Source organism: Actinoplanes solisilvae (assembly GCF_003999975.1).
GTDB lineage: Bacteria > Actinomycetota > Actinomycetes > Mycobacteriales > Micromonosporaceae > Actinoplanes > Actinoplanes solisilvae.
This window is the reverse complement of sequence record NZ_RJAC01000001.1, coordinates 827,568-848,900: the sequence shown is the minus strand read 5'-3', so window position 1 is coordinate 848,900 and position 21,333 is coordinate 827,568. Positions and strand designations below refer to the sequence as shown.

At 70.7% G+C, this 21,333-nt stretch carries 19 protein-coding genes; 10 read left to right on the top strand and 9 right to left on the bottom strand.

Going from position 1 to position 21,333, the window contains the following annotated elements; genetic code table 11:
• Positions 1 to 987 (top strand): porphobilinogen synthase, encoded by a 987-nt coding sequence (hemB, locus tag EER30_RS04045; protein WP_432417499.1) that lies wholly within the window; start codon positions 1 to 3, stop codon positions 985 to 987.
• Here hemB and EER30_RS04040 read toward each other — a convergent pair.
• From EER30_RS04040 to EER30_RS04030, 3 genes are all read right to left on the bottom strand, one after another.
• Positions 984 to 3,446, bottom strand: coding sequence for an endonuclease (locus EER30_RS04040; protein WP_127498336.1), 2,463 nt, complete (start codon positions 3,444 to 3,446; stop codon positions 984 to 986). The genes hemB and EER30_RS04040 overlap by 4 nt on opposite strands.
• A 51-nt stretch (positions 3,447 to 3,497) precedes the next feature.
• Complete coding sequence (locus tag EER30_RS04035; protein WP_240669733.1) at positions 3,498 to 4,514, bottom strand: GNAT family N-acetyltransferase; 1,017 nt, start codon at positions 4,512 to 4,514, stop codon at positions 3,498 to 3,500.
• A gap of 88 nt (positions 4,515 to 4,602) precedes the next feature.
• Positions 4,603 to 6,102 carry a lytic transglycosylase domain-containing protein gene (locus EER30_RS04030; RefSeq protein ID WP_127498333.1) on the bottom strand — a complete coding sequence of 500 codons (1,500 nt, stop codon included), beginning with the start codon at positions 6,100 to 6,102 and terminating at the stop codon, positions 4,603 to 4,605.
• A gap of 490 nt (positions 6,103 to 6,592) precedes the next feature.
• On the opposite strand from EER30_RS04030, the gene EER30_RS04025 reads away from it, so the two are divergent.
• Together EER30_RS04025 and EER30_RS04020 are read left to right on the top strand one after the other, a co-directional pair.
• Positions 6,593 to 6,808, top strand: coding sequence for an FmdB family zinc ribbon protein (locus tag EER30_RS04025; protein ID WP_127498331.1), 216 nt, complete (start codon positions 6,593 to 6,595; stop codon positions 6,806 to 6,808).
• Between the two features lie 729 nt (positions 6,809 to 7,537).
• The gene (locus tag EER30_RS04020; protein ID WP_127498330.1) at positions 7,538 to 10,222 is read left to right on the top strand and encodes a winged helix-turn-helix domain-containing protein; all 2,685 of its coding nucleotides are present in this window, start codon (positions 7,538 to 7,540) and stop codon (positions 10,220 to 10,222) included.
• On the opposite strand, the gene EER30_RS04015 is transcribed toward EER30_RS04020, so the two are convergent.
• Entirely contained in the window at positions 10,211 to 10,705 is a 495-nt protein-coding gene (locus tag EER30_RS04015) for a phospholipase (protein ID WP_127498328.1), read from the bottom strand. The two genes, EER30_RS04020 and EER30_RS04015, sit on opposite strands and share 12 nt — an antisense overlap.
• A gap of 163 nt (positions 10,706 to 10,868) precedes the next feature.
• Here EER30_RS04015 and EER30_RS04010 point away from each other — a divergent pair, with 163 nt between their 5' ends.
• The gene (locus tag EER30_RS04010) at positions 10,869 to 11,882 is read left to right on the top strand and encodes a potassium channel family protein (RefSeq protein ID WP_127498326.1); all 1,014 of its coding nucleotides are present in this window, start codon (positions 10,869 to 10,871) and stop codon (positions 11,880 to 11,882) included.
• Between the two features lie 5 nt (positions 11,883 to 11,887).
• Here EER30_RS04010 and EER30_RS04005 read toward each other — a convergent pair whose 3' ends face one another.
• The 3 genes from EER30_RS04005 to EER30_RS03995 are packed head-to-tail and all read right to left on the bottom strand — an operon-like array spanning position 11,888 to position 15,600.
• Positions 11,888 to 12,685, bottom strand: a complete 798-nt coding sequence (locus EER30_RS04005; RefSeq protein ID WP_127498325.1) for an SAM-dependent methyltransferase — start codon at positions 12,683 to 12,685, stop codon at positions 11,888 to 11,890.
• A 22-nt stretch (positions 12,686 to 12,707) separates the two neighbouring features.
• Positions 12,708 to 13,754, bottom strand: coding sequence for a 2-oxoacid:ferredoxin oxidoreductase subunit beta (locus tag EER30_RS04000; protein WP_127498323.1), 1,047 nt, complete (start codon positions 13,752 to 13,754; stop codon positions 12,708 to 12,710).
• Positions 13,747 to 15,600 carry a 2-oxoacid:acceptor oxidoreductase subunit alpha gene (locus EER30_RS03995; protein ID WP_127498321.1) on the bottom strand — a complete coding sequence of 618 codons (1,854 nt, stop codon included), beginning with the start codon at positions 15,598 to 15,600 and terminating at the stop codon, positions 13,747 to 13,749. Before EER30_RS03995 ends, EER30_RS04000 begins: the two co-directional genes overlap by 8 nt.
• 191 nt (positions 15,601 to 15,791) lie before the next feature.
• Between EER30_RS03995 and ndhC the strand changes: the two genes are divergently transcribed.
• The 6 genes from ndhC (at position 15,792) to EER30_RS03965 (ending at position 19,616) form a co-directional block, all read left to right on the top strand.
• Positions 15,792 to 16,169, top strand: a complete 378-nt coding sequence (gene ndhC / locus EER30_RS03990; protein ID WP_127498319.1) for an NADH-quinone oxidoreductase subunit A — start codon at positions 15,792 to 15,794, stop codon at positions 16,167 to 16,169.
• 68 nt (positions 16,170 to 16,237) lie between these two features.
• On the top strand, positions 16,238 to 16,732 hold the full coding sequence (locus EER30_RS03985) for a DivIVA domain-containing protein (protein ID WP_127498317.1): 495 nt from the start codon (positions 16,238 to 16,240) through the stop codon (positions 16,730 to 16,732).
• Positions 16,729 to 17,226, top strand: coding sequence for an SRPBCC family protein (locus EER30_RS03980; RefSeq protein ID WP_127498315.1), 498 nt, complete (start codon positions 16,729 to 16,731; stop codon positions 17,224 to 17,226). The genes EER30_RS03985 and EER30_RS03980 overlap by 4 nt, the downstream gene beginning before the upstream one ends.
• Before the next feature lie 33 nt (positions 17,227 to 17,259).
• Entirely contained in the window at positions 17,260 to 17,877 is a 618-nt protein-coding gene (locus EER30_RS03975; RefSeq protein WP_127498313.1) for a DNA-3-methyladenine glycosylase I, read from the top strand.
• 4 nt (positions 17,878 to 17,881) lie between these two features.
• Positions 17,882 to 18,421, top strand: coding sequence for a hypothetical protein (locus tag EER30_RS03970; protein WP_432417498.1), 540 nt, complete (start codon positions 17,882 to 17,884; stop codon positions 18,419 to 18,421).
• A 391-nt stretch (positions 18,422 to 18,812) separates the two neighbouring features.
• A complete protein-coding gene (locus EER30_RS03965; RefSeq protein ID WP_127498309.1) occupies positions 18,813 to 19,616 on the top strand; it encodes a S1 family peptidase in 804 nt (267 codons plus the stop codon).
• Between the two features lie 43 nt (positions 19,617 to 19,659).
• Here EER30_RS03965 and EER30_RS03960 read toward each other — a convergent pair whose 3' ends face one another.
• On the bottom strand, positions 19,660 to 20,493 hold the full coding sequence (locus EER30_RS03960; RefSeq protein ID WP_127498307.1) for an enoyl-CoA hydratase/isomerase family protein: 834 nt from the start codon (positions 20,491 to 20,493) through the stop codon (positions 19,660 to 19,662).
• Complete coding sequence (locus EER30_RS03955; protein ID WP_127498305.1) at positions 20,490 to 21,299, bottom strand: PaaX family transcriptional regulator; 810 nt, start codon at positions 21,297 to 21,299, stop codon at positions 20,490 to 20,492. Before EER30_RS03955 ends, EER30_RS03960 begins: the two co-directional genes overlap by 4 nt.
• Positions 21,300 to 21,333 lie beyond the last annotated feature (34 nt).

The following is a 21,333-nucleotide window of genomic DNA, read 5'->3' as shown; positions in this document are numbered from 1 at the left end:
ATGTTCCCGGATGTCCGTCCGCGCCGCCTCCGGCGCAGCCCGGCGATGCGCCGTCTCGTCGAAGAGACCCGCATCGCCCCGGCCGAGCTCGTGCTGCCCCTCTTCCTCAAGGAGGGGCTGACCGAGCCCCGCGCGATCAGCTCCCTGCCCGGCGTCGTGCAGCACTCCCGTGAGTCGCTGCGCAAGGCCGCGCACGAGGCGGTCAGCGCCGGGGTCGGCGGGCTGATGCTCTTCGGCGTGCCGGAGAACGCGAACAAGGACGAGACCGGCTCGGCCGGCCTCGACCCGGACGGCATCCTCAACGTGGGCATCCGCGACCTGATCGCCGAGGTGGGCGACTCGACGGTCGTGATGGGCGATCTGTGCCTCGACGAGTTCACCTCGCACGGGCACTGCGGTGTGCTGGCCGAGGACGGCTCGGTCGACAACGACGCGACCCTCGCGATCTACGCCGACATGGCGATCGCCCAGGCCGACGCGGGTGTCCACATGGTCGGGCCGTCCGGAATGATGGACGGCCAGGTCGGCGTGATCCGTAAGGCGCTGGACAAGGCCGGCTACCAGGACGTCTCGGTCCTGGCCTACTCGGCGAAGTACGCGGGCGCGTTCTACGGCCCGTTCCGCGAGGCCGTCGAATCGACCCTGCAGGGCGACCGGCGGCAGTACCAGCAGGACCCGCCGAACCTGCGGGAGGCGCTGCGCGAGGTCGACCTCGACGTGGCCGAGGGCGCCGACATCGTCATGGTGAAGCCGGCCCTGGCCTACCTCGACGTGATCGCGGCGATCCGCGAGCGGGTGACCGTGCCCGTCGCGGCCTACCAGGTCTCCGGCGAGTACGCGATGGTCGAAGCGGCCGCGGCCAACGGCTGGATCGACCGCGAGCGGATCATCCTCGAGACGCTCACCTCGATCAAGCGGGCCGGCGCGCAGATCACGCTGACCTACTGGGCCACCGAGGCCGCCCAGATGCTCCGCGACCGCTACTAGTCGTCGTTCCGGATGGTGCCGGTCGCGGTGCCGTCCACGATGCGGACGGCGGCGAGCGCGGCCACCTCGAGCCGGAACCGCTCGTCGTGCTCGCGCAGCCGGTCGCCGCGCACCTGGACCGGGAACGCCACGCTCGTGGCGCCGGCCGGGATCGTGCGGCAGCCCAGGTACGGGTCGAAATCGGCGTACGGCAGCGTGGTCGGACCGGGCACGGTGGCCGCGCAAACCGTCAGCGACGTGGTCATCGGCCGGGTGAGCGTGACCGGGAAGACCAACGCCGTACGCCCTGAATCGCCCTCGACGACGCTTGCGTCCCCGACCGACAGGCCGGGCCGCGACTCGAAGACCGCCACCTGCGGATCATGGTCGCTCAGGCCGTCGGAGTGGTCGGCGTTGACGTGGGCCGAGCGCATCTCGACCAGGTCGCCGTAGAGCGCGTCGTTGACGAAGAGCTGGTCGAGCGTCTGCGCCTGGCCCTCGAAGACGTACGAATAGGCGGCCGACGGCGCGTCGGCGAGCAGGTCGTCCCACAGGTTGTGCAGCCCGGTGGCGTACAGCGGGCCGAGCTGGTCGCCCGGCTCGGCCGGAACCGGGTCGTCGGGCCGGGGGAAGACGTTCAGATCGCCGCCGAACGCCACTCGCGTGTTCGGGTGGGAAGCCTCGATCGCGTCGGCGATCGCCGCGCCGTACGCCGCCTGTTCCCGCCGCTGGCCGACCCGCGTGTCGGGGCCGGACGAGAAGTGGTTGCTGATCGCCCAGATCTGGTAGCGGTCGGACGCGCCCGGCGCCGCCCGCACGTCGAACAGGCCGACCTGCGGCGCGCGGGTGTAGACGTTGACGCCGTCGACCCCGGTCGAGCGATCGACGTCGGCCGGCAGCACGGCGTTGAGCGTCTTCGGGTTGGACACGTCAGCATTGCCCGGCAGGGGAGCTCCCCGATAGGCCACCTGCGGCGCCGAGCCGAGAACCGCGTCGCCGGCCACCGCGGCGGCGAGTGACAGGCGATCGGTGCGGTAGAGGAACCCGGAGACGATGCCACGAGCGTCGGCGCCACCGCGATCGAACGCGGCGTCGTACCGGGGGCCGCCGTTCTTGGCGATGGCGAGCGCCAGCTCTTGCAACGTGTCGGGCTTGCCGTCGGCGTTGTCGGCCGTCGCGCAGCTCAGCGTGGCGCCGGTGACGCGGCAGATGTCCTGGTCTTCGGCCTCCTGCACCAGGATCAGGTCCGGGCTGTGCAGATCGGCGGTCACCTGGCGGCCGAGCTTGACGAGCCGGGCCTGATAGTCGGCGGCGCTGGCCGGCACGTAGTCGAACGGCGGGGAGACACCCGGGCAGCCGCTGTTGCCGGCGAAGTCGCAGCCGTCGTTCGGGTCGTCGCGGAAGTCGTACAGGTTCTCGACGTTGAAGGTCGAGATCGCCGCCTCGCGCTGCCGGTCGGCGGGCCGCGGCGGATGGTTGGCGGCCGGGTCGGCGCCGCTGCGGAAACTGACGCCCGCGACCTGGATGCCGTATTTGTTGAAGGCGTAATAGAGCCCGCCGACCGCGTCGCCGGTGGTCGCGTCGAAGGTGCGCGCGCCGGGCAGCACGACCCCGCTGTCGCCGGCCGCGGCCTTCACCCCCATCGGGCCCAGCATGATCCGGTTCCCGTTGCCGTTGTCGGCCTGACCCGGCACGTCGTCGAGCGGGTGAGCGTCGCGGAAGACCCTTCTCGCGTACGGGTCCTCGCGCTGAAGAAGTGGGTCGGCGCGATCGACGAGCCACACCTCGGCATCGTCGGTGGACGCGAACGTCTTGGTGTTCGACACGACGCCGGAACCGGCCCGCACCCGCAACTGCATGCCCTCGCGCTGCTCCCAGAACAGGTCGGCGGCGTTGCGGTCGGCGGGCGGAAGAGCATCGTCGACCTGCACCTCGGTCACGCCACTGGCCAGGGTGGTGACCCATTCGGCACTGGTGAGCTGGGTGAGGTTGAAGAACTCGGCCACGCGCGCGTTCACGACGATCTCGTCGCCCACCCGGGGCGCGTAGCCGCCGATCAGGGTGGTGAACGTGCCGAGGAAGACGAAGACGCCGTCGGAGCTGGCCGGGTCGCCGTCGGTGAAGCCCTGGCGGCTCTGCAGGAAGAAGCCGTGCTGGTCGACGCCGGCGGCAGTGTGTGAGAGGGCGAGCTGGGTGACGACGCCGCGCACCTGATATTTCAGGGTGCTCGAGCCGTTGCCCGAGACCGGGGCGTACGGCGAACGGTGGGCGCGGGGGTTCGACCCGGGTGTGCTGCCCTGGATGGCGCCGACGGTGAGCGGCTCGTCGGCGGCGCCCGTCGCCTGCGCCTGCGCTTTCGCGGCCCCCGTCGCGTGCGCCTGCGCTTTCGCGGCGCCGGTCGCGTGCGCGACGCCCGGGAACAGCAGGCCGGCGGCTAGAACGGGGACGGCGAACAGCGGCAACAACCGGTGACCCAGCACGGCGCCTCCACGGCGGACCGGCGGTCGGGCGTCCGGTCGCAGAGGTTGAGCTTAGTCGATGGACTCCAGGCTTTGAACCAGTTGCGAGACGTCGGCACCATACTCGTACCAGTCGCGGTCGGCCTGATAACCCAGCTCGGCGTTGACCTTGAGCATGGACTCGTTGTGTTGCGCGTTCCAGGTCTGCACCTCGCGCAGGCCCGGCTCGGCGCCGCGCAGCTCGAACAGCATGCGTGCCTTGATCGCCCGGTCGATGCCGTAGCCGCGGTGGTCACGCACGACGATCGTGTCGTACTGGTCGGCGCGCTCGGGGTGGTGGGCGGGGACGACGACCTCGGTGAGCCCGGCGACGGTTCCGCTTTCGTCGTGCAGGGCCAGAACGATGTACGGCTTCAGGCCGCGCCGGTGCAGAGTGTCGAGCGAGTCGCGCAGCCGTTGCGGGTCGGACGAGCGCGGCGCCAGATCGAGCTCGTCGTCGTCCTGAGCCTCGAGCTTGGCCTGCGCGTACGCCTCGAGCAGGTGGTCGGGCGGCCCGCCCGGATGGAACTCGATGCGGTAGCCGGTGCCGATGCTGTTGGCCATGACGGTGAGCGCGGGCCAGTCCATGCCGGACAGCGTGAGGACACTGCGCGTCTCGACGTATTCACGGTCGAACCCGAGCGCCTCGTAGAAGGCGATCGCGGGGGTGCCGCCGATCGCCTCGACCCCGATCGTGGAGAAGCCTTCGAGGTAGGCCCGGCGAGCCGCGACCGCCGCGAGCTGACGCCCGAGCCCGCGCCGCCGCAGACTGGGCCGCACCAGAATCTCGATCACGCCGATGCCGTCGAGCAGGAGCATGCTGACCGCGGCGAAGATCTCGCTCTCGCCCTCGGGCAGGCGGTCGTCCTCAGCCACCCAGCTGATGCGCCGCTCACCGGGCATCGTTTCGACCAGGTAGTCACGCACCTGGCCGTCGATCCACGGCGGGTCGTCAGGAAGATCGCTGGCAAGAACGGCATTCACCGTATTCACGAGCGACTGGATCTCCGCCGCCGAGGCGTCCCGGGGATCCCATTCACGCACCCTCACCCGTACAGCTTGCCGGTAAGCGCACCGTCTGGGAAGTGCTCCGAACGTAAATGTGTAGGTATCGTCACCCTGCGTGCAACATCCGGTGTCAGCTCCGCGACCGCCGCCCGTAGTCGTTGGCCGCGTCGAAGACCTTCTGCGCATAGGGCCGGACCGCGTTGTAGGAGAGGATCGAATCCCACCACGCCTCGGGCCGGGCCAGGTCGCGCCCGTTCTCACAGAGGTAGATCGCGGCCGTCAGTGACGCATCGTCGATGTCGCTGGGGTTGGCCACGCCGTCGTTGTCGGCGTCCACCTTGAAGGAGTTCCAGGTCGCGGGGATGAACTGGAGCGGCCCCACGGCCCGGTCGTAGGTGGTGTCCTGGTCGAGCGCGGCCCGATCGGTGTCGGGGATGAGCTGCCGGCCACCCTTGCCGTCCAGCGGCAGCCCGAGGATCGTCGGCGAGGTTGTGCCGTCGGCCTGCAGAACGGCCCCGTTGGCCGCGCCGTGCGACGATTCGACGAAGCCCAGCGCGGCGATCGTCGTCCAGCTCAGGTGGCAGCTGGGCTTGGTGCGCGCGAGCACCAGCTCGGCGTAGCCGTAGGCCTGCACCGCGACGACCGGGATGCCGACCCGGGTGCCGGTCGCGCCGGCCCAGTCGGCGAGCGCGTCAGCCGGCCGCCCCCCGGTCGCGGTCGTGCCGGTCGGCCCGAGTGCCACCTGCCCGGTGGGAACGGTCGGCGCGCCGGCGGGAGCCCCCGGGAGCCCACCCGGAACCCCGCCCGGCACTTCGCCGGGAATCGTGGTCGGCACTCCGCCCGGCACTCCGGGCTGACCGCTCGGCAGTCCACCCGGGACTCCCGAGGGGACGCCGCCCGCGCCGAACTCAGGGGTGCTGCTCGGTGTGGGCGCGGGTTGGAGCGCCTCGGGCACGAGATAGGCCCCCGCCGTCCCCGCGGCCCCGAGGAGGAGAACAGCGATGACCGCCGGAACGATCAGCCGCCCGCTCGGCCGCTTGGCCCACGCCGCCGTGCTGCGCCCCGCACGCCCCACGGCCCGCACGGGATTCGCCCGCCGGAGTACCCCGGCCTTCTTCAACGCGGCCGGGCTGGCCGCAGTCCCTTGTGTACCGGCGGCGGCCGCCGCACCGACCTCAGCCTTGGGGCTGTCGGAGGTGGCCGCCGCTGTGCTCGGCGTCGCCGCCGGGTCCGCGGTCGCGGATGAGCCTGCTGTCGAAGCTGGTCCCGCACCCGCACCCGCACCCGCAGCGGGGCCGGCACCGACCGTCGTGCCCGCGCCCACGGCCGTGCCCGGACTCGCAGTCGTGCCCGGACTCGCAGTCGTGCCCGGAGTCGCGGCGGGGCCCGGACTCGCGGCCGACCCGGCTTCGGAGGCCGGACCAGGAGCGACGTCGGTGCCTGTCTCTTGTGCTCTGTCGCCCGAGGGCGGCTTGGGCGGTGAGCCCTTGGTCGCGGCCGAGCCGGGCTGAGCGGCCAGGCCCTCGCCGGAGACCGTCACGGGCGACGCGGTCGAGCCACCCGGAGTCGGCGAACTCGTCGACATGTTTCCAGCGGTGGGCGCGATGGTGGGCTGCTTAGCGGCGGTCATTGAACCGTTTATGGCTTTTGGCGTGTTTTTGCCCTCGGGCCCGATCTTCGCTGCCTCAGAGCCTGCCGCACTCGTCGCAGCCGGGTCTGAGCCATCGGACGTGGCCCCCTCGGCCGCCGGTGTGGCCGTCTCAGCTGCCGCTGTGGCCGTCTCGGCCGTCGGAGAGGCCGTCTCAACCGGCGGCGTAGCAGGTTCGGGCGAGACCGGGTCGGGCGAGGCAGGGTTGGGCGAGGCAGGGTTGGGCGAGGCAGGGTTGGGCGAGGCCGGGTCGGGCGGGGCCGCGCCGGAGCTTGCCAAAGGCCCGCCCTGATGCGGAGCCGCAGCTCTCAGCTCGGGCCCTGCCACCGGTTTTTCGTGCCGCTCCACCACGCGGACGACACTACCCAACCGAGGCCCGCCGCGAGAGGCCCCGTTCAAGCCTGTGGATAACCTCCGCCCGGCCGGTTCGGCCCGCTGTTCGGCTCGGGGTCGCAGGCCCTACGCTTTGCCCATGCCGCGTTACGAGTTCCGCTGCCGCGCGTGCGGCGACACGTTCGAGGTCAACCGGCCGATGAGCGAGGCCTCCGCGCCCTCGGCCTGCCCGCAGGGTCATGCCGACACGGTCAAATTGCTCTCCACCGTCGCCTTCAACGGTGGCGGCGGCACGGCTCCCCGCCCGGCGGCCCCCGCCGGTGGCGGCTGTTGTGGCGGCGCCTGCGGCTGCTGACGGCCGACATCCACGTCGCCGCCTGAAAGCCAAAACGCCGCCGCCAGACCCAGCCACCGCGCCGTCGCCGTAAAAATCCCAGCCACCGCGTAGTCGCCGCAAGGTCTCAGCCACCGCGCCACCGTCCCCAACCCTGGTCGCCGCGCCGGCTGCCGGACAACCCTGGTCGCCGCGCCGGCTGCCGGACAACCCCGGTCGCCGCGCCGATGCCGGACAGCCCGGCCGCCGGACTGCGCTCCGCGGCGCCGATCAATCGCGCACCTGACCCCCGGCCGCCGCGGTAGATCCAGTCGGAGCCCAGCGCCGAGGAGACGACTCGCGCCCGAATATCGGGACGCCCGACGTCTCGGTGGCGAATTCCACCCCACTCGTCCTTCCTTGGCGGACCGGCGGTGCGACCTCCCCCGCGGAGATCAGAAATATGATGATCTAGCTGCGCGAACAGTGCGGCGGGAGGCGCGGTGGGCGCTGTCGGCCAGCAGTCGGGGCGTCGCACACCGTGCCTCTTGCGGGGACCGTCGAACGGTCGGCCGGATCTGGCCGACCGCAGCGTGACTCCGCTCGATCCATTTCGTTACGTCACGCGTAGTGCCGTGTGTAACCAGCGTTGTCCTCCGTCCGGGGTAGGCCGTGGCGGGTGGACGGTTACTGTCCGTTTCTACGATGGCCGGTGACACTGTGGTACGGCAGCATGTGTGGCGACTTCCCAAAGGAGGCGGAGGTTCAACCGTGTCGGTACGGACCGAGCTGCCGAGTGGGCTGGTGACCTTTGTGTTCACCGACATTGAGGGCTCGACGCGGTTGGCCCGAATGCTCGGTGACGATTACGGTTCCGTCCTCGGTGATCATCGCTCCGTAATCAGAGCTGCGCTGAGTGACTACGACGGTGTCGAGCTTTTCACTGAGGGTGACAGCTTCTTTGTCGCTTTCCAGGATCCGGTCACCGCCGTGGCGGCCTGTGTGGAGGCTCAACGGCGACTGTCCGCACACGACTGGCCCAGCGCCGCCGTCGCCCCGCGCGTCCGCATGGGCATGCACACTGGTTGGGCTCGCCCGGTCGGCGACGAGTACGCCAGCGTCGAGGTGCACCGCGCCGCCCGGGTCGCCGCCGCCGCGCACGGCGGCCAGGTCCTCTGCTCCGGCGCCACCACCGTGGCTGTTCTGACCACGGGGGCCGCGATTCCTTTCGGCGTGACCGCGGCCCGTCCGGACGAGGCGCGGGTGGCCACCCTGCCCAGCCGGGCCGAGCAGATCTTGACGACCGTCGACCTTCTCGATCTCGGGCCTCACCGGCTCCGCGGCTTCGACGACGACGAGCGCCTCTTCCAGGTCCTCGCGCCCGGCCTCGACCGCGACTTCCCGCGCCCGCGCACTCCTGGCGCCGCCATCCACAACCTCCCGGCCCCGCTCACCGCCTTCGTCGGCCGTCGTCCCGAGCTGGCCGAGGTCACCGATCTGGTCCAGCGCCACCGCATCGTGACCGTCGCCGGCCCTGGCGGCGCCGGCAAGACGCGTCTCGCGCTGGCCGCGGCCGAGCAACTCCTGGAGGCGTACCCGGATGGGGTCTGGACGGTGGACGCCGTCAGCACCGGTCTGGCCCCCGCGTTGGCGGGCGCTCTGGGCGTGCGCACCGAGCCGGGCCGCCCGGTCTTCGAGACGCTGCTCGAGCACTGTGCCACCCGCCGGATGCTGCTCGTGCTGCAGACCGCCGACGCCACCCCCGCCGCCTGCGCGACCCTCGTACGCCGTCTTCTGGCTCGTTGCCCGCGCCTCGACGTGCTGGTCACGAGCCGGGTTCCGTTGAACGTTCCGGGTGAGGTCGTGTGGCGCATCCCGCCCCTGTCGCCCGCCGACGTGTTCACCCTGCTGTCCGAGCGCACGGCTGAGGCTCGCGGCGGCAGTCACGCCCCCGTCGAGAGCCACGCCGATCTTTCCCGCGTCGCCGCCCTGCTGGAGGGTTCGCCACTCGCTGCCGAGCTGGCCGCCGTACGGTTGCGCTCGCTCTCGGCGGCCCAGCTCGCCGCCCGTCTCAACGACCCGCTGACGGCACTCGACCCGGTGGAGATTCCGGGGGACGAAACCGCCGAGCACCGGCACGACAGCCTGACCGCCAACCTCGACTGGTCCTATCGCACGCTCAGCCCGCAGGCCGCCGGGTTGCTGCGCCGCGTGGCCGTCTTCGCCGGGACCGTCGATCTCGGCACGGTCGAGTGGTGCGGTGTTGAGGCCCTCGGTGCGCTCTCCGAGTTGTCTGACAAGTCCCTCATCGAGCTCGCGCCGGGCCCGCGTTACCGGCTTTCGGCGCAGGTGCGGGCGTACGCCTCCCGGCGCCTGACCGCCGCCGGCGATGAACGCGCCGCCCGGGACCGGCACGCCGCCTGGGCCGTGCACACGCTGGAGTCGGTCGCGGTCGACACCGACGGCCAGCCCCGCACGACGTCGCTCACCGAGCTCGCGCCCTATGTGGCCGAGTGGGAGACCGCCCTGCGTTGGGCTGCCGGCAAGGGCAGTGTCCGTGCCGGTCTGCGGCTCGCTCTCGCGCTCGACCCGTGGTGGCGCGAGCACGGCGGCGCGGCCGAGGGTCGTGAGCTGCTCTCCCGTCTCTACCGGCGGCTCGACGGGGTCGACGTGGAGCCGGTCGTGCTCGGCTACGCCCATCTCGTGCACGCGGGCCTGGCCGACGACCGGGCCGAGCGGGCCCGCCACCTCGACCGGGCGGAGCGGATCGCCCGGACCGAGCAAGATCAACCTCTGCGTGTACGGGCCATGTCCGGTCACCGGGCGACGTTGATCGAGGCCGGCCGGTACGACGAGGCCGAAGACCTGTGCCGTGCGGTGATCGCTGAGGCCGAGCAGTACGGAGTGACCGACTCGGCGCTGTCCGCCACGATCGCGTTGGCCGAGCTGCTCTGGCGGCGCGAGGAGCTGACCTCGGCGGCCGAGTTGCTGGGCGCGGCCCGGCAGGCCGAGGCGGCCTGCCCCGAACACCGCGGCAAACGTACGGTCGACTGGCTGCTCGGCATGGTGGCGTTGCGCCGCGGCGATCTGGTCGCCGCGCACGATCATCTCGTGGTCGCGCTGCGGTCCCGGCTGCGGCACGGGTTCAGCGGAGCCGCGGCCGACGCGGTGGCGGCCATCGCGGTGCGCTGCGCGATCGGCGGCGATCAGGCGACCGCCGCTGTCCTGTTCGGCGGGGCCGAGGCGGCGCGCGGAGCCCGGCGTACGGAAATGTTCGGCCGCTTCTGGTCGGCTCAGCAGCTCGCATTGCGGGGCGCGCTGGGCGATGTCGCCTTCGACGTGGCGTACGCCGATGGGGTGGGTCTGGGGTTTGACCGGGTCGTCGCGATGGCGCTGGGCGTCGAACATCCGGATCTTGAGGACGGCGCCACGCGTTTCGCGGGCCTAGTGCGGTAGCCGCGCCGCGCGGTCGAGGTCGGCCTGACGCACCGAGGCGACCGAGCCGAAGACGTGAACGGCCTGGTAGTAGGTCCAGGCCACGCTGTAGCAGGCGGCTCGCACGGCCACGTTGTGCCGCACGCAGACCCGCTTCATGTCGGCGTAGAAGACGTCGTCGAGGCGGGCCTTGTTCGCGGCGAAGACCCCGAGGTCCTTGTAGTTGCGGTAGCCGAAGTCGTGGTGCCGGCACGGGTTGGTGAAGTCGAAGCCGAGGGGCCGCTCGGGAGCCGCCGAGCAGTCGTCGGTGGACCAGTCGAAGCCGTAGGACAACCAGGGCTCCCGGTCGAGCCGGGCGGCGTTCCACGCGGCGGTGCTGGCCGCGGTGGGCTGGGTCCAGTTCGCCAGGACGGCCGGCTTGTCCGCGGCGGCGGCCCACGAGACCCCGGCCGGGGCGACGAGGGCGAGGGTCAGGGCGAGGACGAGAGCGATGCGTCGGGTCATCCGAGCAGTTTTCGAAGGGTGCCGGGTGCATGCAACGTCGTCTATCCCGCTTTCCCGCAGCGTGCCGAAGCCGGTACTTGATGTTCCTGAACGATGATTAATGTGATGTCCTGGGCGGTCGCCCGGCACGCGATCGCTATGGTGTGTCCGTGCGGGGCATCACATGATCCATCTTCCCAGGGTCCGGAAGGGACCTCTCCGGGCGCTGGCCATCAGGCTGGCGCTCGCGCTTACGCTCGTCCTGGTCTCGGTGGCCGTCATCTACACCGGCCGGGAGGGGTACAAGGACAACAATGGGGATGGCCTGACCCTGCTCGACTGCTTCTACTACGCGGTCGTGTCGCTCTCCACCACCGGGTACGGCGACATCACGCCGTTCACCCAGCACGCCCGGCTGGTGAACATCCTCTTCATCACCCCGGCCCGGGTGCTCTTCCTGATCATCCTGGTCGGCACCACCCTCGAGGTGCTGACCGACCAGTACCGCAACAGCCTGCTCGTCAGCCGGTGGAGGCGACAGTTGAAGGACCACATCATCATCTGCGGTTATGGCACCAAGGGCCGGGCCGCGGTCGCCGCGCTGCTGGAGACGGGCTACACCAAGTCGCGCATCGTCGTCGTGGAGAGCCGGCCCGACGGCGTTCGCCAGGCGCAGACCAACGGCCTGGTGACGATCGAGGGCAACGCGACCCGCTCAGCCGTGCTGAACGAGGCCGACGTCAAGAACTGCAAGGCGGTCATCATCGCGACCGACACCGACGAGGCCTCGGTCCTGATTTCCTTGACCGTACGGCAACTCACGGCCGGTCAGGTGCGCATCATCGCCTCGGTCCGCGAGCAGGAGAACGCCGCGCTGCTCAAGCAGAGCGGCGCCCACCACGTGATCGTCTCGTCGGCCACCGCGGGTCGCCTGCTGGGCCTCACGACGACCGCGCCGCCGCTGATCGACGTGGTCGAAGACCTGCTCACCCCCGGTCAGGGCATGGCGCTGGCGATGCGCAGCGCCGAGCGGGCCGAGGTGGGCCGCAACCCGCGCGAGCTGCAGACCCTGGTCGTGGCCCTGATCCGCCGGGGCAAGGTGCTGCCCCTGGGCGGCAACCAGAAGGTCACCATCGAGACCGGCGACATGATCGTCTACATCCGCGACGAGACCAGCGACGTCAACGTCGCAGTCTGAGTCGCCTAAGCGGGTTTGCGCCCGACCGCGGCGAACTCGGAGACCTTGTCGGTGATGCCAGGGTGGGCCGGGTCGGGCCGCCACGCCGAGCAGGTCACCACGCCGGGGTCGAGCAGCTCGAGACCGTCGAAGAACCCGGCGATCTGCTCGCGGGTGCGGGCGGTGATCGGCGCCGCGCCGCTCGCGTTCCACTCCCGCATCGATTCTTCGACCGCCGGGCCGTTGACCTCGGTGGTCGGGTGCGAGATGACCAGGTAGCTGCCGGGCGGCACCTCGTCGACCAGGGCACGGACCACCGCGGCGGCCTCGGCGTCGTCGACGACGAAGTTCACGATGCCGAGCAGCATGATCGCGATCGGCTGCCCGAAGTCGAGGGTGCCACGGGCCCGCGAAAGGATCTCCGCGGGACTGCGCAGGTCGGCGTCCAGATAGTCGGTGGCGCCCTCGGGGGTGCTGGTCAGCAGCGCGCGGGCGTGCACCAGCACCATCGGGTCGTTGTCGACGTAGACGATGCGGCTGTCGGACGCGACCCCCTGGGCGATCTCGTGGGTGTTGCCGGCGGTGGGCAGGCCCGTGCCGATGTCGAGGAACTGGCGCACACCGCCCTCGCCGGCCAGGTAGCGGACCGCGCGGCCCAGGAACTCGCGGTTGGCCCGTGCCGACTGCACGAGCTCGGGCATCAGGGCCAGCGCGAACTCGGCCGCCTCGCGATCGGCGGCGAAGTTGTCCTTGCCGCCGAGCAGATAGTTCCAGAGGCGCGCCGAGTGGGCGACCTCGGTGTTGAGCTCAGGTAGCTCTGTCACCGCACGATCGTACCGGGGATCCTCAGAGGATTGTCCAGGTGTCGGCCTTGTGGAGAAGGCCGTCGAGCATCTGTTCGGGCGTGCCGTCGGCCTGCGCCTTCGCGTCGACGAGCTGCTTGGTGACCAGCTCGTCGTAGGACGGGCGTCGCACGTCGCGGAACACGCCGATCGGGGTGGTGCCCAGGTCGGAGCCCGAGAGCCGGGACAGGGCGAACGCGTACGCCGGGTCGTCCACTGTGGCGTCGTGCACGATGGCGTCGCCGCCCTCGACGACCTTGAGCCCGAAGCCGCCGGCCGGGTGGGTCACCGCGAACCGGTTGTCGGCGCCGAACGTGACCGGCTGCCCCTGCTCGAGACGGATCAGGTGGTCGTCGCGGCTGCCCGCGTCCTTGATCAGCTCGAACGCGCCGTCGTTGAAGATGTTGCAGTTCTGGTAGATCTCGACGAACGCCGAACCCTCGTGCTCGGCGGCGGCGCGCAGCACCGACTGCAGGTGCTTGCGATCCGAGTCGATCGTGCGGGCGACGAACGTGGCCTCCGCGCCGAGCGCCAGCGACAGCGGGTTGAACGGCGAGTCGGCCGAGCCGGCCGGGGTCGACTTGGTGATCTTGCCGAGCTCGGAGGTAGGGGAGTATTGCCCCTTGGTCAGGCCGTAGATCCGGTTGTTGAACAGCAGGATCTTCAGGTTGACGTTGCGGCGCAGCGCGTGGATCAGGTGGTTGCCGCCGATCGAGAGCGCGTCGCCGTCACCGGTGACGACCCAGACCGACAGGTCAGGACGCGAGGCCGACAGCCCGGTGGCGATGGCCGGAGCCCGCCCGTGGATCGAGTGCAGCCCGTACGTGTTCATGTAGTACGGGAAGCGCGAGGAGCACCCGATGCCGGAGACGAAGACGATGTTCTCGCGCGGGATGCCGAGCTCGGGCATGAAGCCCTGCACGGCGGCCAGGATCGCGTAGTCACCGCAGCCCGGGCACCAGCGCACCTCCTGATCCGACTTGAAGTCTTTGGCGGTCAGCTTGACCGGCGTCAGGGTCCGATTTGGCGAGTTCAGTGTCGGGCTAGCCATTCTTGACCACGTCCTCGAGCATGTTCTCCAGCGTCGCGGCGGTGAACGGCAGGCCGCTGACCTGATTGAAGGGGACCGCGTCGACCAGGTATTTCGCGCGGATCACGTGAGCCAACTGGCCCAGGTTCATCTCCGGGATGACGACCTTGTCGTACGCCTTCAGCACCTCGCCGAGGTTGGCCGGCAGCGGCGACAGGTGGCGCAGGTGAGCCTGGGCGATCGGCAGACCGCGCTGCCGCAGCGCCCGGCAGGCCGCGCCGATCGGGCCGTAGGTCGAGCCCCAGCCGAGCACGAGCACGCGAGCGTTCTCGTCGTCGTCTTCCACCTCGACGTCGGGCACTTCGATCGCCTCGATGCGCTCGGCCCGGGTGCGCACCATGAACTCGTGGTTGGCCGGGTCGTAGGAGATGTCGCCGGTCTTGTCGGCCTTCTCGAGCCCGCCGATGCGGTGTTCGAGGCCGGCCGTGCCGGGGATCGCCCACGGCCGGGCCAGCGTCTCGGGGTCGCGCAGGTAGGGCAGGAAGCGCCCGTCCTCGCCGTTGGGCTCGGTGGCGAACGCGACGGTCAGGTCGGGCAGGTCGCCGGCCGAGGGCAGCAGCCACGGCTCGGAGCCGCTGGCCACGTAGTTGTCGGAGAGCAGGATGACCGGGGTGCGGTATTTCAGCGCGATGCGCGCCGCCTCGATCGCCGCGTGGAAGCAGTCGGACGGTGACTTCGGCGCGATCACCGCCAGCGGCGCCTCGCCGTGCCGGCCGTACAGAGCCATGTTGAGGTCGGCCTGCTCGGTCTTGGTCGGCATGCCGGTCGACGGGCCGGCCCGCTGCACGTCGACGATGACCAGCGGAAGCTCGAGCGCGATGGCCAGCGAGATCGTCTCGCCCTTGAGCGCCACGCCGGGACCCGACGTCGTGGTGACCCCCAGAGCCCCACCGTACGACGCCCCGAGCGCGGCGCCGATGGCGGCGATCTCGTCTTCGGCCTGCATCGTGGTGACGCCGAACTTCTTGTGCTTGGACAGCTCGTGCAGGATGTCGGAGGCCGGGGTGATCGGGTAGGCGCCGAGGAAGACCGGCAGTTTGGCGCGCACACCCGCCGCCACCAGCCCGAGCGCGAGCGCCTGGTTGCCGGTGATGTTGCGGTAGGTGCCCGGCTTCATGCGGGCGGGCTTGACCTCGTAGCGGACCGTGAAGGTCTCGGTTGTCTCGCCGAAGTTCCAGCCGGCCTGGAAGGCGGCCTTGTTCGCGGCGACCAGGTCGGGCCGCTTGGCGAACTTCGTCTCGAGGAACCGCAGGGTCGACTCGAACGGACGTGAATACATCCAGCTCAGCAGGCCGAGGGCGAACATGTTCTTGGCGCGCTCGCCGTCCTTCTTCGCAACGCCGAGCTCGGTCAGCGCGCCGACCGTCATCGAGGTGAGCGCGACCGGGTGCACGACGTAGTCGCTGAGCGAGCCGTCCTCAAGAGGGCTGGCCGCGTAGCCGACCTTGGCCAGGTTGCGCTTGGTGAACTCGTCGGTGTTGACGATGATGTCGGCGCCGGCGGGCAGGTCGGACAGGTTGGCCTTGAGCGCGGCCGGGTTCATCGCGACCAGCACGTTGGGCGCGTCGCCCGGCGTGAGGATGTCGTAGTCGGCGAAGTGCACCTGGAAGCTCGACACGCCGGGCAGCGTGCCTGCTGGTGCGCGGATCTCCGCCGGGAAGTTCGGCAGGGTCGAGATGTCGTTGCCCAGCTGTGCGGTTTCCGAGGTGAATCGGTCACCGGTCAGCTGCATGCCGTCGCCCGAGTCGCCTGCGAACCGGATGACCACCCGGTCAAGCTGCTCGACTCGCTTCGCTCCAGCGGACACAGTCGCAACCTCCCAAAAGGGCGCCGGCCGGCCGGCCCACGTCAGTCACTTCCAGCCTACGTCGCCGCTCCTTACGCGCCAGCCAGGCCGCTGCCCACAGTAGCCAGGTAAGGCTCGCCTGAACCAGCCGAGTCCACTATCCGGCGAGCGCACGCCACCTCCAGGCCTTTCGGCCACTACGCTGTCGGATCGTGGACGGGTATCTGGGGTCGTACGCCACGCTCGGGCTGGTCGCGGCGGCCGGCGTGCTCGTCTTCGTCGGCGCGTTCGGGGCCAATCGGCTGCTCCGCCCGGCCGATCCGGCGCAGCCGCCCGGCAAGTTCGTGTCGTACGAAAGCGGTATTGATCCGGTCGGCGGCGACTGGGCGCAGGCCCAGATCCGCTACTACGTATACGCGTATCTCTATGTACTTTTCGCAGTGGAGGCCGTTTTTCTCTTCCCGTGGGCGGTCGTTTTCGACCTTCCCGGGTTCGGTTGGGCGACCGTGGCCGAGATGGGGGTGTTCGTGGCGGTCCTCGCGCTCGGCATCCTCTACGCCTGGCGCAAAAAGATCCTGACCTGGACCTGAGCCCTCACGCGCGGGCAAGTCGGGGTGGCGGGCTCGCCACGCGCTGTCCGACATGCCAACATTCGTGCATGGGCCAGCTTCTCCTGTTCGTCGTGGTGGCATTGGTCGTGGCCGCCATCGTGTTCGGCGTGACCGTGATGCTCGGCGGTGGCGACAACGCGCTGACGCCCGTCGAGCCGGACGGCGCCGCCGTTCCGCTGCCGGGCGACCGGCCCCTCGGCGAGGACGACGTGGCCCGTACCAAGTTCGACACCGCCTGGCGCGGCTACCGCATGTCCCAGGTCGACCAGGCGCTGCAGCGCGCGGCCTACGACATCGGCTACAAGGGCGAGCTGATCGGTGTGCTCGAGGCCGAGGTGGCGGCGCTGCGCGAGGGCCGCACGGCCGACGCCGACGTGCTCCGCAAGGCCCGCGAGGCGGCTGTCGCCCCGGCCGAGATCCCCAGCCCGCCGCCGCCGGGCGACCTGCAGATCGAGGTCAGCGCGGCACCCCCGGTCGAGGCCCCGCGCAACGAACCTGTGCGCAACGAACCGGCTCGCAGTGAGTCCGTGGAGCCCCGGTGAGCGCGACCGAGCCCGTCGACGGCCTGGGCGACGCCGCCCAGCCCGGCACCGGTGAGGTCACCGCCACGGTGATCGTCAACGCCCCCGCCGCGCGGGTCTTCGCCGCGTTCCTGAACTGGGAGAAGCAGTCCGAGTGGATCCCGTTCACCCGGGTCCGCGTGGTCGAGGGCGACGGCGGCGAGGGCAGCCTGATCGAGGCGGTCACCGCGCTGGGACCCGCGGCGCTGCGCGACGAGATGCGCGTCGTCAAGATCAATCCACCGTACGAGGTGGGGGTCGTGCACTGCGGCAAGGTGCTGCGGGGGCCCGGCACGATGCGCTGCACGGCGATGTCCGGCGACCGCACCCAGGTGGTGCTGCACGAGTGGTTCCACCTGCCGGCCGGCCCGGTCGGCAAGCTCGCCTGGCCGGTGCTCTGGCCCGGCTCGAAGCTGGGCTTCACCGGCGCGCTGAAGAAATTCGGCCGTCTGGTCGAGCAGGGCCGCCTGCCCTGAGTTTTGTCACACCGCGGCCCTACCGTGGTCGCCATGACAGAAACCTCGGCCGACCTGCTCGCGGCCGGTCTCGTGCTCGGTGACGACGGCAAGGCCCGCTGCTTCTGGGGCGGCAGCACTCCCGACTACGCGGCCTACCACGACCACGAGTGGGGCCGTCCCGTGCGCGGCGACGACGCGCTGTTCGAGCGCATGTGCCTCGAGGCGTTCCAGTCCGGCCTCGCCTGGATCACCATCCTGCGCAAACGGCCGGCATTCCGGGCCGCGTTCGCCGGCTTCTCGATCGACAAGGTCGCCGCGTTCGGCGAGAGCGACGCGGCCCGCCTGATGGCCGACGCCGGCATCGTCCGCAACCGCATGAAGATCGACGCCGCCCTCGCCAACGCCCGCGTCGCCGCCGACCTGCCCGACGGTCTCACCGCGCTGCTGTGGTCCTACGCGCCCGCACCCCGCCCGCCGCGCCCCGCGACCCGGGCCGATGTGCCGGCCACCACACCCGAGTCCAAGGCGATGGCCAAAGACCTCAAAAAGCGCGGTTTCCGCTTCGTCGGCCCCACCACGGCGTACGCGTTGATGCAGGCCACCGGCATGGTCGACGACCACGTGGCGGGCTGTTGGGTCCCACCGCTCAGCCCTGATCCCCGCCCGTGATGAGATGGACCGCATGGCTCAGTGGGCGGTGATCATTCCGGCGGATCGGTGGGCGACCGAGAGGTTGTTCCATCACGACACCGTGGCGGTGCCGGGCGGCGCGGGCCCGGTCGACCCCGACGACGAGGTGCTGCTCGTCGCCGGCAACGAGGTGGTGGCTCTGGCCCAGGCCATCAAGGCCGAAGGCGACGAGCTGGTCCTCACCTACGTCCGCCGCGCCTTCGACCACCCGGCCCCCGCCGCCGAGTTGTCCCTCGACGACGACATGCGCATCGCCCCCGTCGATCCCGACCGCTTCCGCCGCCTGGCCGCCACCCTGGCCGGCGTGACCCCTAAGACGACGTGGCTGGTAAGCGTCGCCCTCCCCATCGAGGCCACCACTCCCGCCGACGCCGTACGCCAGTTCTGGTCCCACGCCCTAGAACTGGGCCCAGCCGAACTCCCCACCTACGTCTGGCCCTCTGGCGACGAACTGGCAATGCAGGCCTTCGTCCTAGGCGAAGAGTCAAACCAAGACCCAGAAGAAGACGAAGACGAAGACTAAAACGAAAACGAAAACGAACCGCGACCCCCGCTTCGGTGCAAGCCCAGCCAGGCCGGATTTCGCCCGTCGATGACTTGAGCCCGGTTTTCTGAGGCCGTCGCTCTTTGCGGCCTCAGAAAACCGGGCTCAAGTCATCGACCTAAAGGGGCGAAATCCCGGAGGAGCGAAGCGACGACCAGAGGCTCAGCCCGGCGTCCAGCGCCGCAACAAGACCTTCCCCCGGGGTCAGCGCCGCAACAAGACCTTCCCCCCGGGGTCGGCGCCGCAACAAGACCTTCCCCCGGGGTCGGCGCCGCAATATGACCCTTCCGGGATAGCCCAGACATAGATAATGATGCATACGCTCCTCGCCTACGCGTCCTACCGGACGCGCTCGTGGTGGGAGGACCGAATGGTCAGGTGGCGGATCCTGGTGGGCACGGCGCTCGCGGCTATCACCGTGGCGGCGTGGGGCGCGGCGCCCGCGGCAGCCGCTCCGGTGGAGCCCGGCGGCGGCGTCGTGAGCCCGCAGGTGGTCGGCGGCACCCGCGCCGCGCAGGGCGAGTTCCCGTTCATGGTTCGGCTGTCGATGGGCTGCGGCGGCGCCCTCTACAGCCCCACCCTCGTGCTCACGGCCGCGCACTGCGTGAGCCGCACCGGCGCCAACACGTCGATCACCGCCACGCTGGGCGCCGTCGACCTGCAGTCGAGCAGCCGCATCACCGTCCGGTCGAACTATGTCTACCGGGCGCCCGGCTACAACGGCAACGGCGACGACTGGGCCTTCATCCGCCTCGCCAGCCCGGTCACGACGCTGGCCACGCTGCCGATCGCGACCTCGACGGCGTACGACTCGGGCACTTTCACGATCTCGGGCTGGGGTGCCGCGCGTGAGGGCGGCGCGCAGCAGCGCTACCTGCTCAAGGCGACCGTGCCGTTCGTCAGCGACGCCACCTGCAACTCGTCGTCGCAGTACAACGGTCAGGTCATCGCGGCCGAGGAGATCTGCGCCGGCTACACCTCGGGCGGCGTCGACACCTGCCAGGGCGATTCGGGCGGCCCGATGTTCCGCCGCGACGCGAGTAACGCCTGGATCCAGGTCGGCATCGTGAGCTGGGGCGATGGTTGCGCCCGCCCGAACAAGCCGGGCGTCTACACCCAGGTCAGCTACTTCTCGTCGGCCATCCGTAGCGCCGCCTCGTCGCTCGGGGGCTGACGCCGGATCGGGAATGGGGGGCGTTTGGGCCGCCCCCCATTCTTCATTTGCCTTCGAAGACCGGCTTCTGCTTGGCGACGAACGCGGACACGGCAGCCTTGTGGTCGGCCGTCCCGCCGCAGATGGCCTGCGCCTGGGCCTCGGCTGCGAGCGCGTCGGAGAGCGTCCCCGCGTCACCGATGGAAAGTTCCCGCTTGATCGCGCCGTAGGCGACTGTCGGGCCCGCCGCGAGCCGCTCGGCCAGTTCCTGAGCCACCGGCAGCACCTGCTCGTCGTCCTCGGTCAGGCGCGAGAGCAGACCCATCTCGTACGCCCTCTCGGCGCGCACGGGCTCGGCCAGCAGCAGCAGTTCGAGCGCCCGGGCGTGCCCGACGATGCGCGGCAGCGACCACGACACGCCGCTGTCGCCGGCCAGCCCGACGTTCGCGAAGGCCATCAGGATCGTCGTCTTGGGGCCGCCGATGCGGAAGTCGGCCAGCAGCGCGAACGACGCGCCCGCCCCGGCCGCCGTGCCGCGCACCGCCGCGATGACCGGCTTGGGCATGCTGGCCAGCCGCTGCGCGATCGGGTTGTAGTGCTGCCGCACGGTGTCGAGCTCGGTGCGGCCCGATTCGAGCTGGGCCTGGTGCTCGCGCAGGTCCTGACCGACGCAGAACGCCTTGCCCGCCCCGGCCAGCACGATCGCCCGGCATGACCGGTCGGTCTCGAGCTGGGCGAGCGTGTCCCGCAGCGCCTCTTTGAGGTCGACGTCGAGGGCGTTCATCGCCTCGGGCCGGTTCAGGGTGAGGGTCACGACGGCGCCGTTGCGGTCGACGAGAAGGGACTCAGTCTTCAGTCCGGTCACGGGCGGCGGGTGGGGCGGTCGGATGGCGGTCATGTGTCTGAGAATCCCACACGATGGCGAGGAACCGGGTGCAGGCATCGCTCGACGTAACGGTCCGCCGCGGGGCGCAGACGGGCCGCGTGGCGGTCGAAGAAGCCGGCCGCGCTCGTGCCCGGCCAGCGGGGCGGCAGCAGCGACGACGGCAGTTGGGGGTCGCGGAACAGGAACGAGCGCCAGGCGTGCACGAGGAGGAACCGGGCCGCGTACGCCTCCTCGTCGTCGCTCTTGGCGTTGACCGACGTGACCACCGGCCGCAGATCGGCCACGAAGTCTTCGTAGGACCGGGCCAGTTCGCCCAGATCCCAGGCCCGCCCGACCACCTCGGCCGCGCCCGGCGACCCGGCCGCGTGGCTGGCGCTGAACCGCTCGTAGCCGACCCCCGCCTCGGTCAGCACGGTGTCCGCCTCCTCAGCCGCCCGGGGAGCGACCCAGGAGTGTTCGCCCAGCGGGCCGTAGCCCAGGAACGCCAGCCGCGTCGCCTCCCGCTTGCCGAGCGGGCCGTGCAGCAGGATGAGATCGAACCGCCCGTCCCACCCGGAGCGGCCGGTGCGGTAGATCCGGGCGGCCGCCTCGTCGAGACGGCGGGCGGCCTTGGGGGTCAGCAGATAGCCGGGCCCGGAGACCAATCGCATAGGGTGCAGCCATCCCTGGCGCACCATGCGGGACACCGCCGTGCGCACCGCGGGCGGGGCGATGCCGAGCGGCGCAAGCAGTCTGACCAGGGCCGCGACCGGTGCGCGCCCGCCTCTGGGACGAAGGTAGTCGCCGTACAGGTCGAAGAGTGCCGACCGCGCCTGCATGACCGCACATTGTGACAGCCCGAAAGACGATATG

Excerpts from the sequence above, each read along its gene's own strand:
- hemB (WP_432417499.1), top strand. The coding sequence starts at position 1 with ATGTTCCCGGATGTCCGTCCGCGCCGCCTCCGGCGCAGCCCGGCGATG.
- EER30_RS04000 (WP_127498323.1), bottom strand. The coding sequence starts at position 13,754 with ATGGCTAGCCCGACACTGAACTCGCCAAATCGGACCCTGACGCCGGTC.
- EER30_RS04015 (WP_127498328.1), bottom strand. The coding sequence starts at position 10,705 with ATGACCCGACGCATCGCTCTCGTCCTCGCCCTGACCCTCGCCCTCGTC.
- EER30_RS03985 (WP_127498317.1), top strand. The coding sequence starts at position 16,238 with ATGGGCCAGCTTCTCCTGTTCGTCGTGGTGGCATTGGTCGTGGCCGCC.
- EER30_RS04030 (WP_127498333.1), bottom strand. The coding sequence starts at position 6,102 with ATGACCGCCGCTAAGCAGCCCACCATCGCGCCCACCGCTGGAAACATG.
- EER30_RS03955 (WP_127498305.1), bottom strand. The coding sequence starts at position 21,299 with ATGCAGGCGCGGTCGGCACTCTTCGACCTGTACGGCGACTACCTTCGT.
- EER30_RS04010 (WP_127498326.1), top strand. The coding sequence starts at position 10,869 with ATGATCCATCTTCCCAGGGTCCGGAAGGGACCTCTCCGGGCGCTGGCC.
- EER30_RS03975 (WP_127498313.1), top strand. The coding sequence starts at position 17,260 with ATGACAGAAACCTCGGCCGACCTGCTCGCGGCCGGTCTCGTGCTCGGT.
- EER30_RS03970 (WP_432417498.1), top strand. The coding sequence starts at position 17,882 with ATGGACCGCATGGCTCAGTGGGCGGTGATCATTCCGGCGGATCGGTGG.
- EER30_RS03960 (WP_127498307.1), bottom strand. The coding sequence starts at position 20,493 with ATGACCGCCATCCGACCGCCCCACCCGCCGCCCGTGACCGGACTGAAG.
- EER30_RS04025 (WP_127498331.1), top strand. The coding sequence starts at position 6,593 with ATGCCGCGTTACGAGTTCCGCTGCCGCGCGTGCGGCGACACGTTCGAG.
- EER30_RS03965 (WP_127498309.1), top strand. The coding sequence starts at position 18,813 with ATGGTCAGGTGGCGGATCCTGGTGGGCACGGCGCTCGCGGCTATCACC.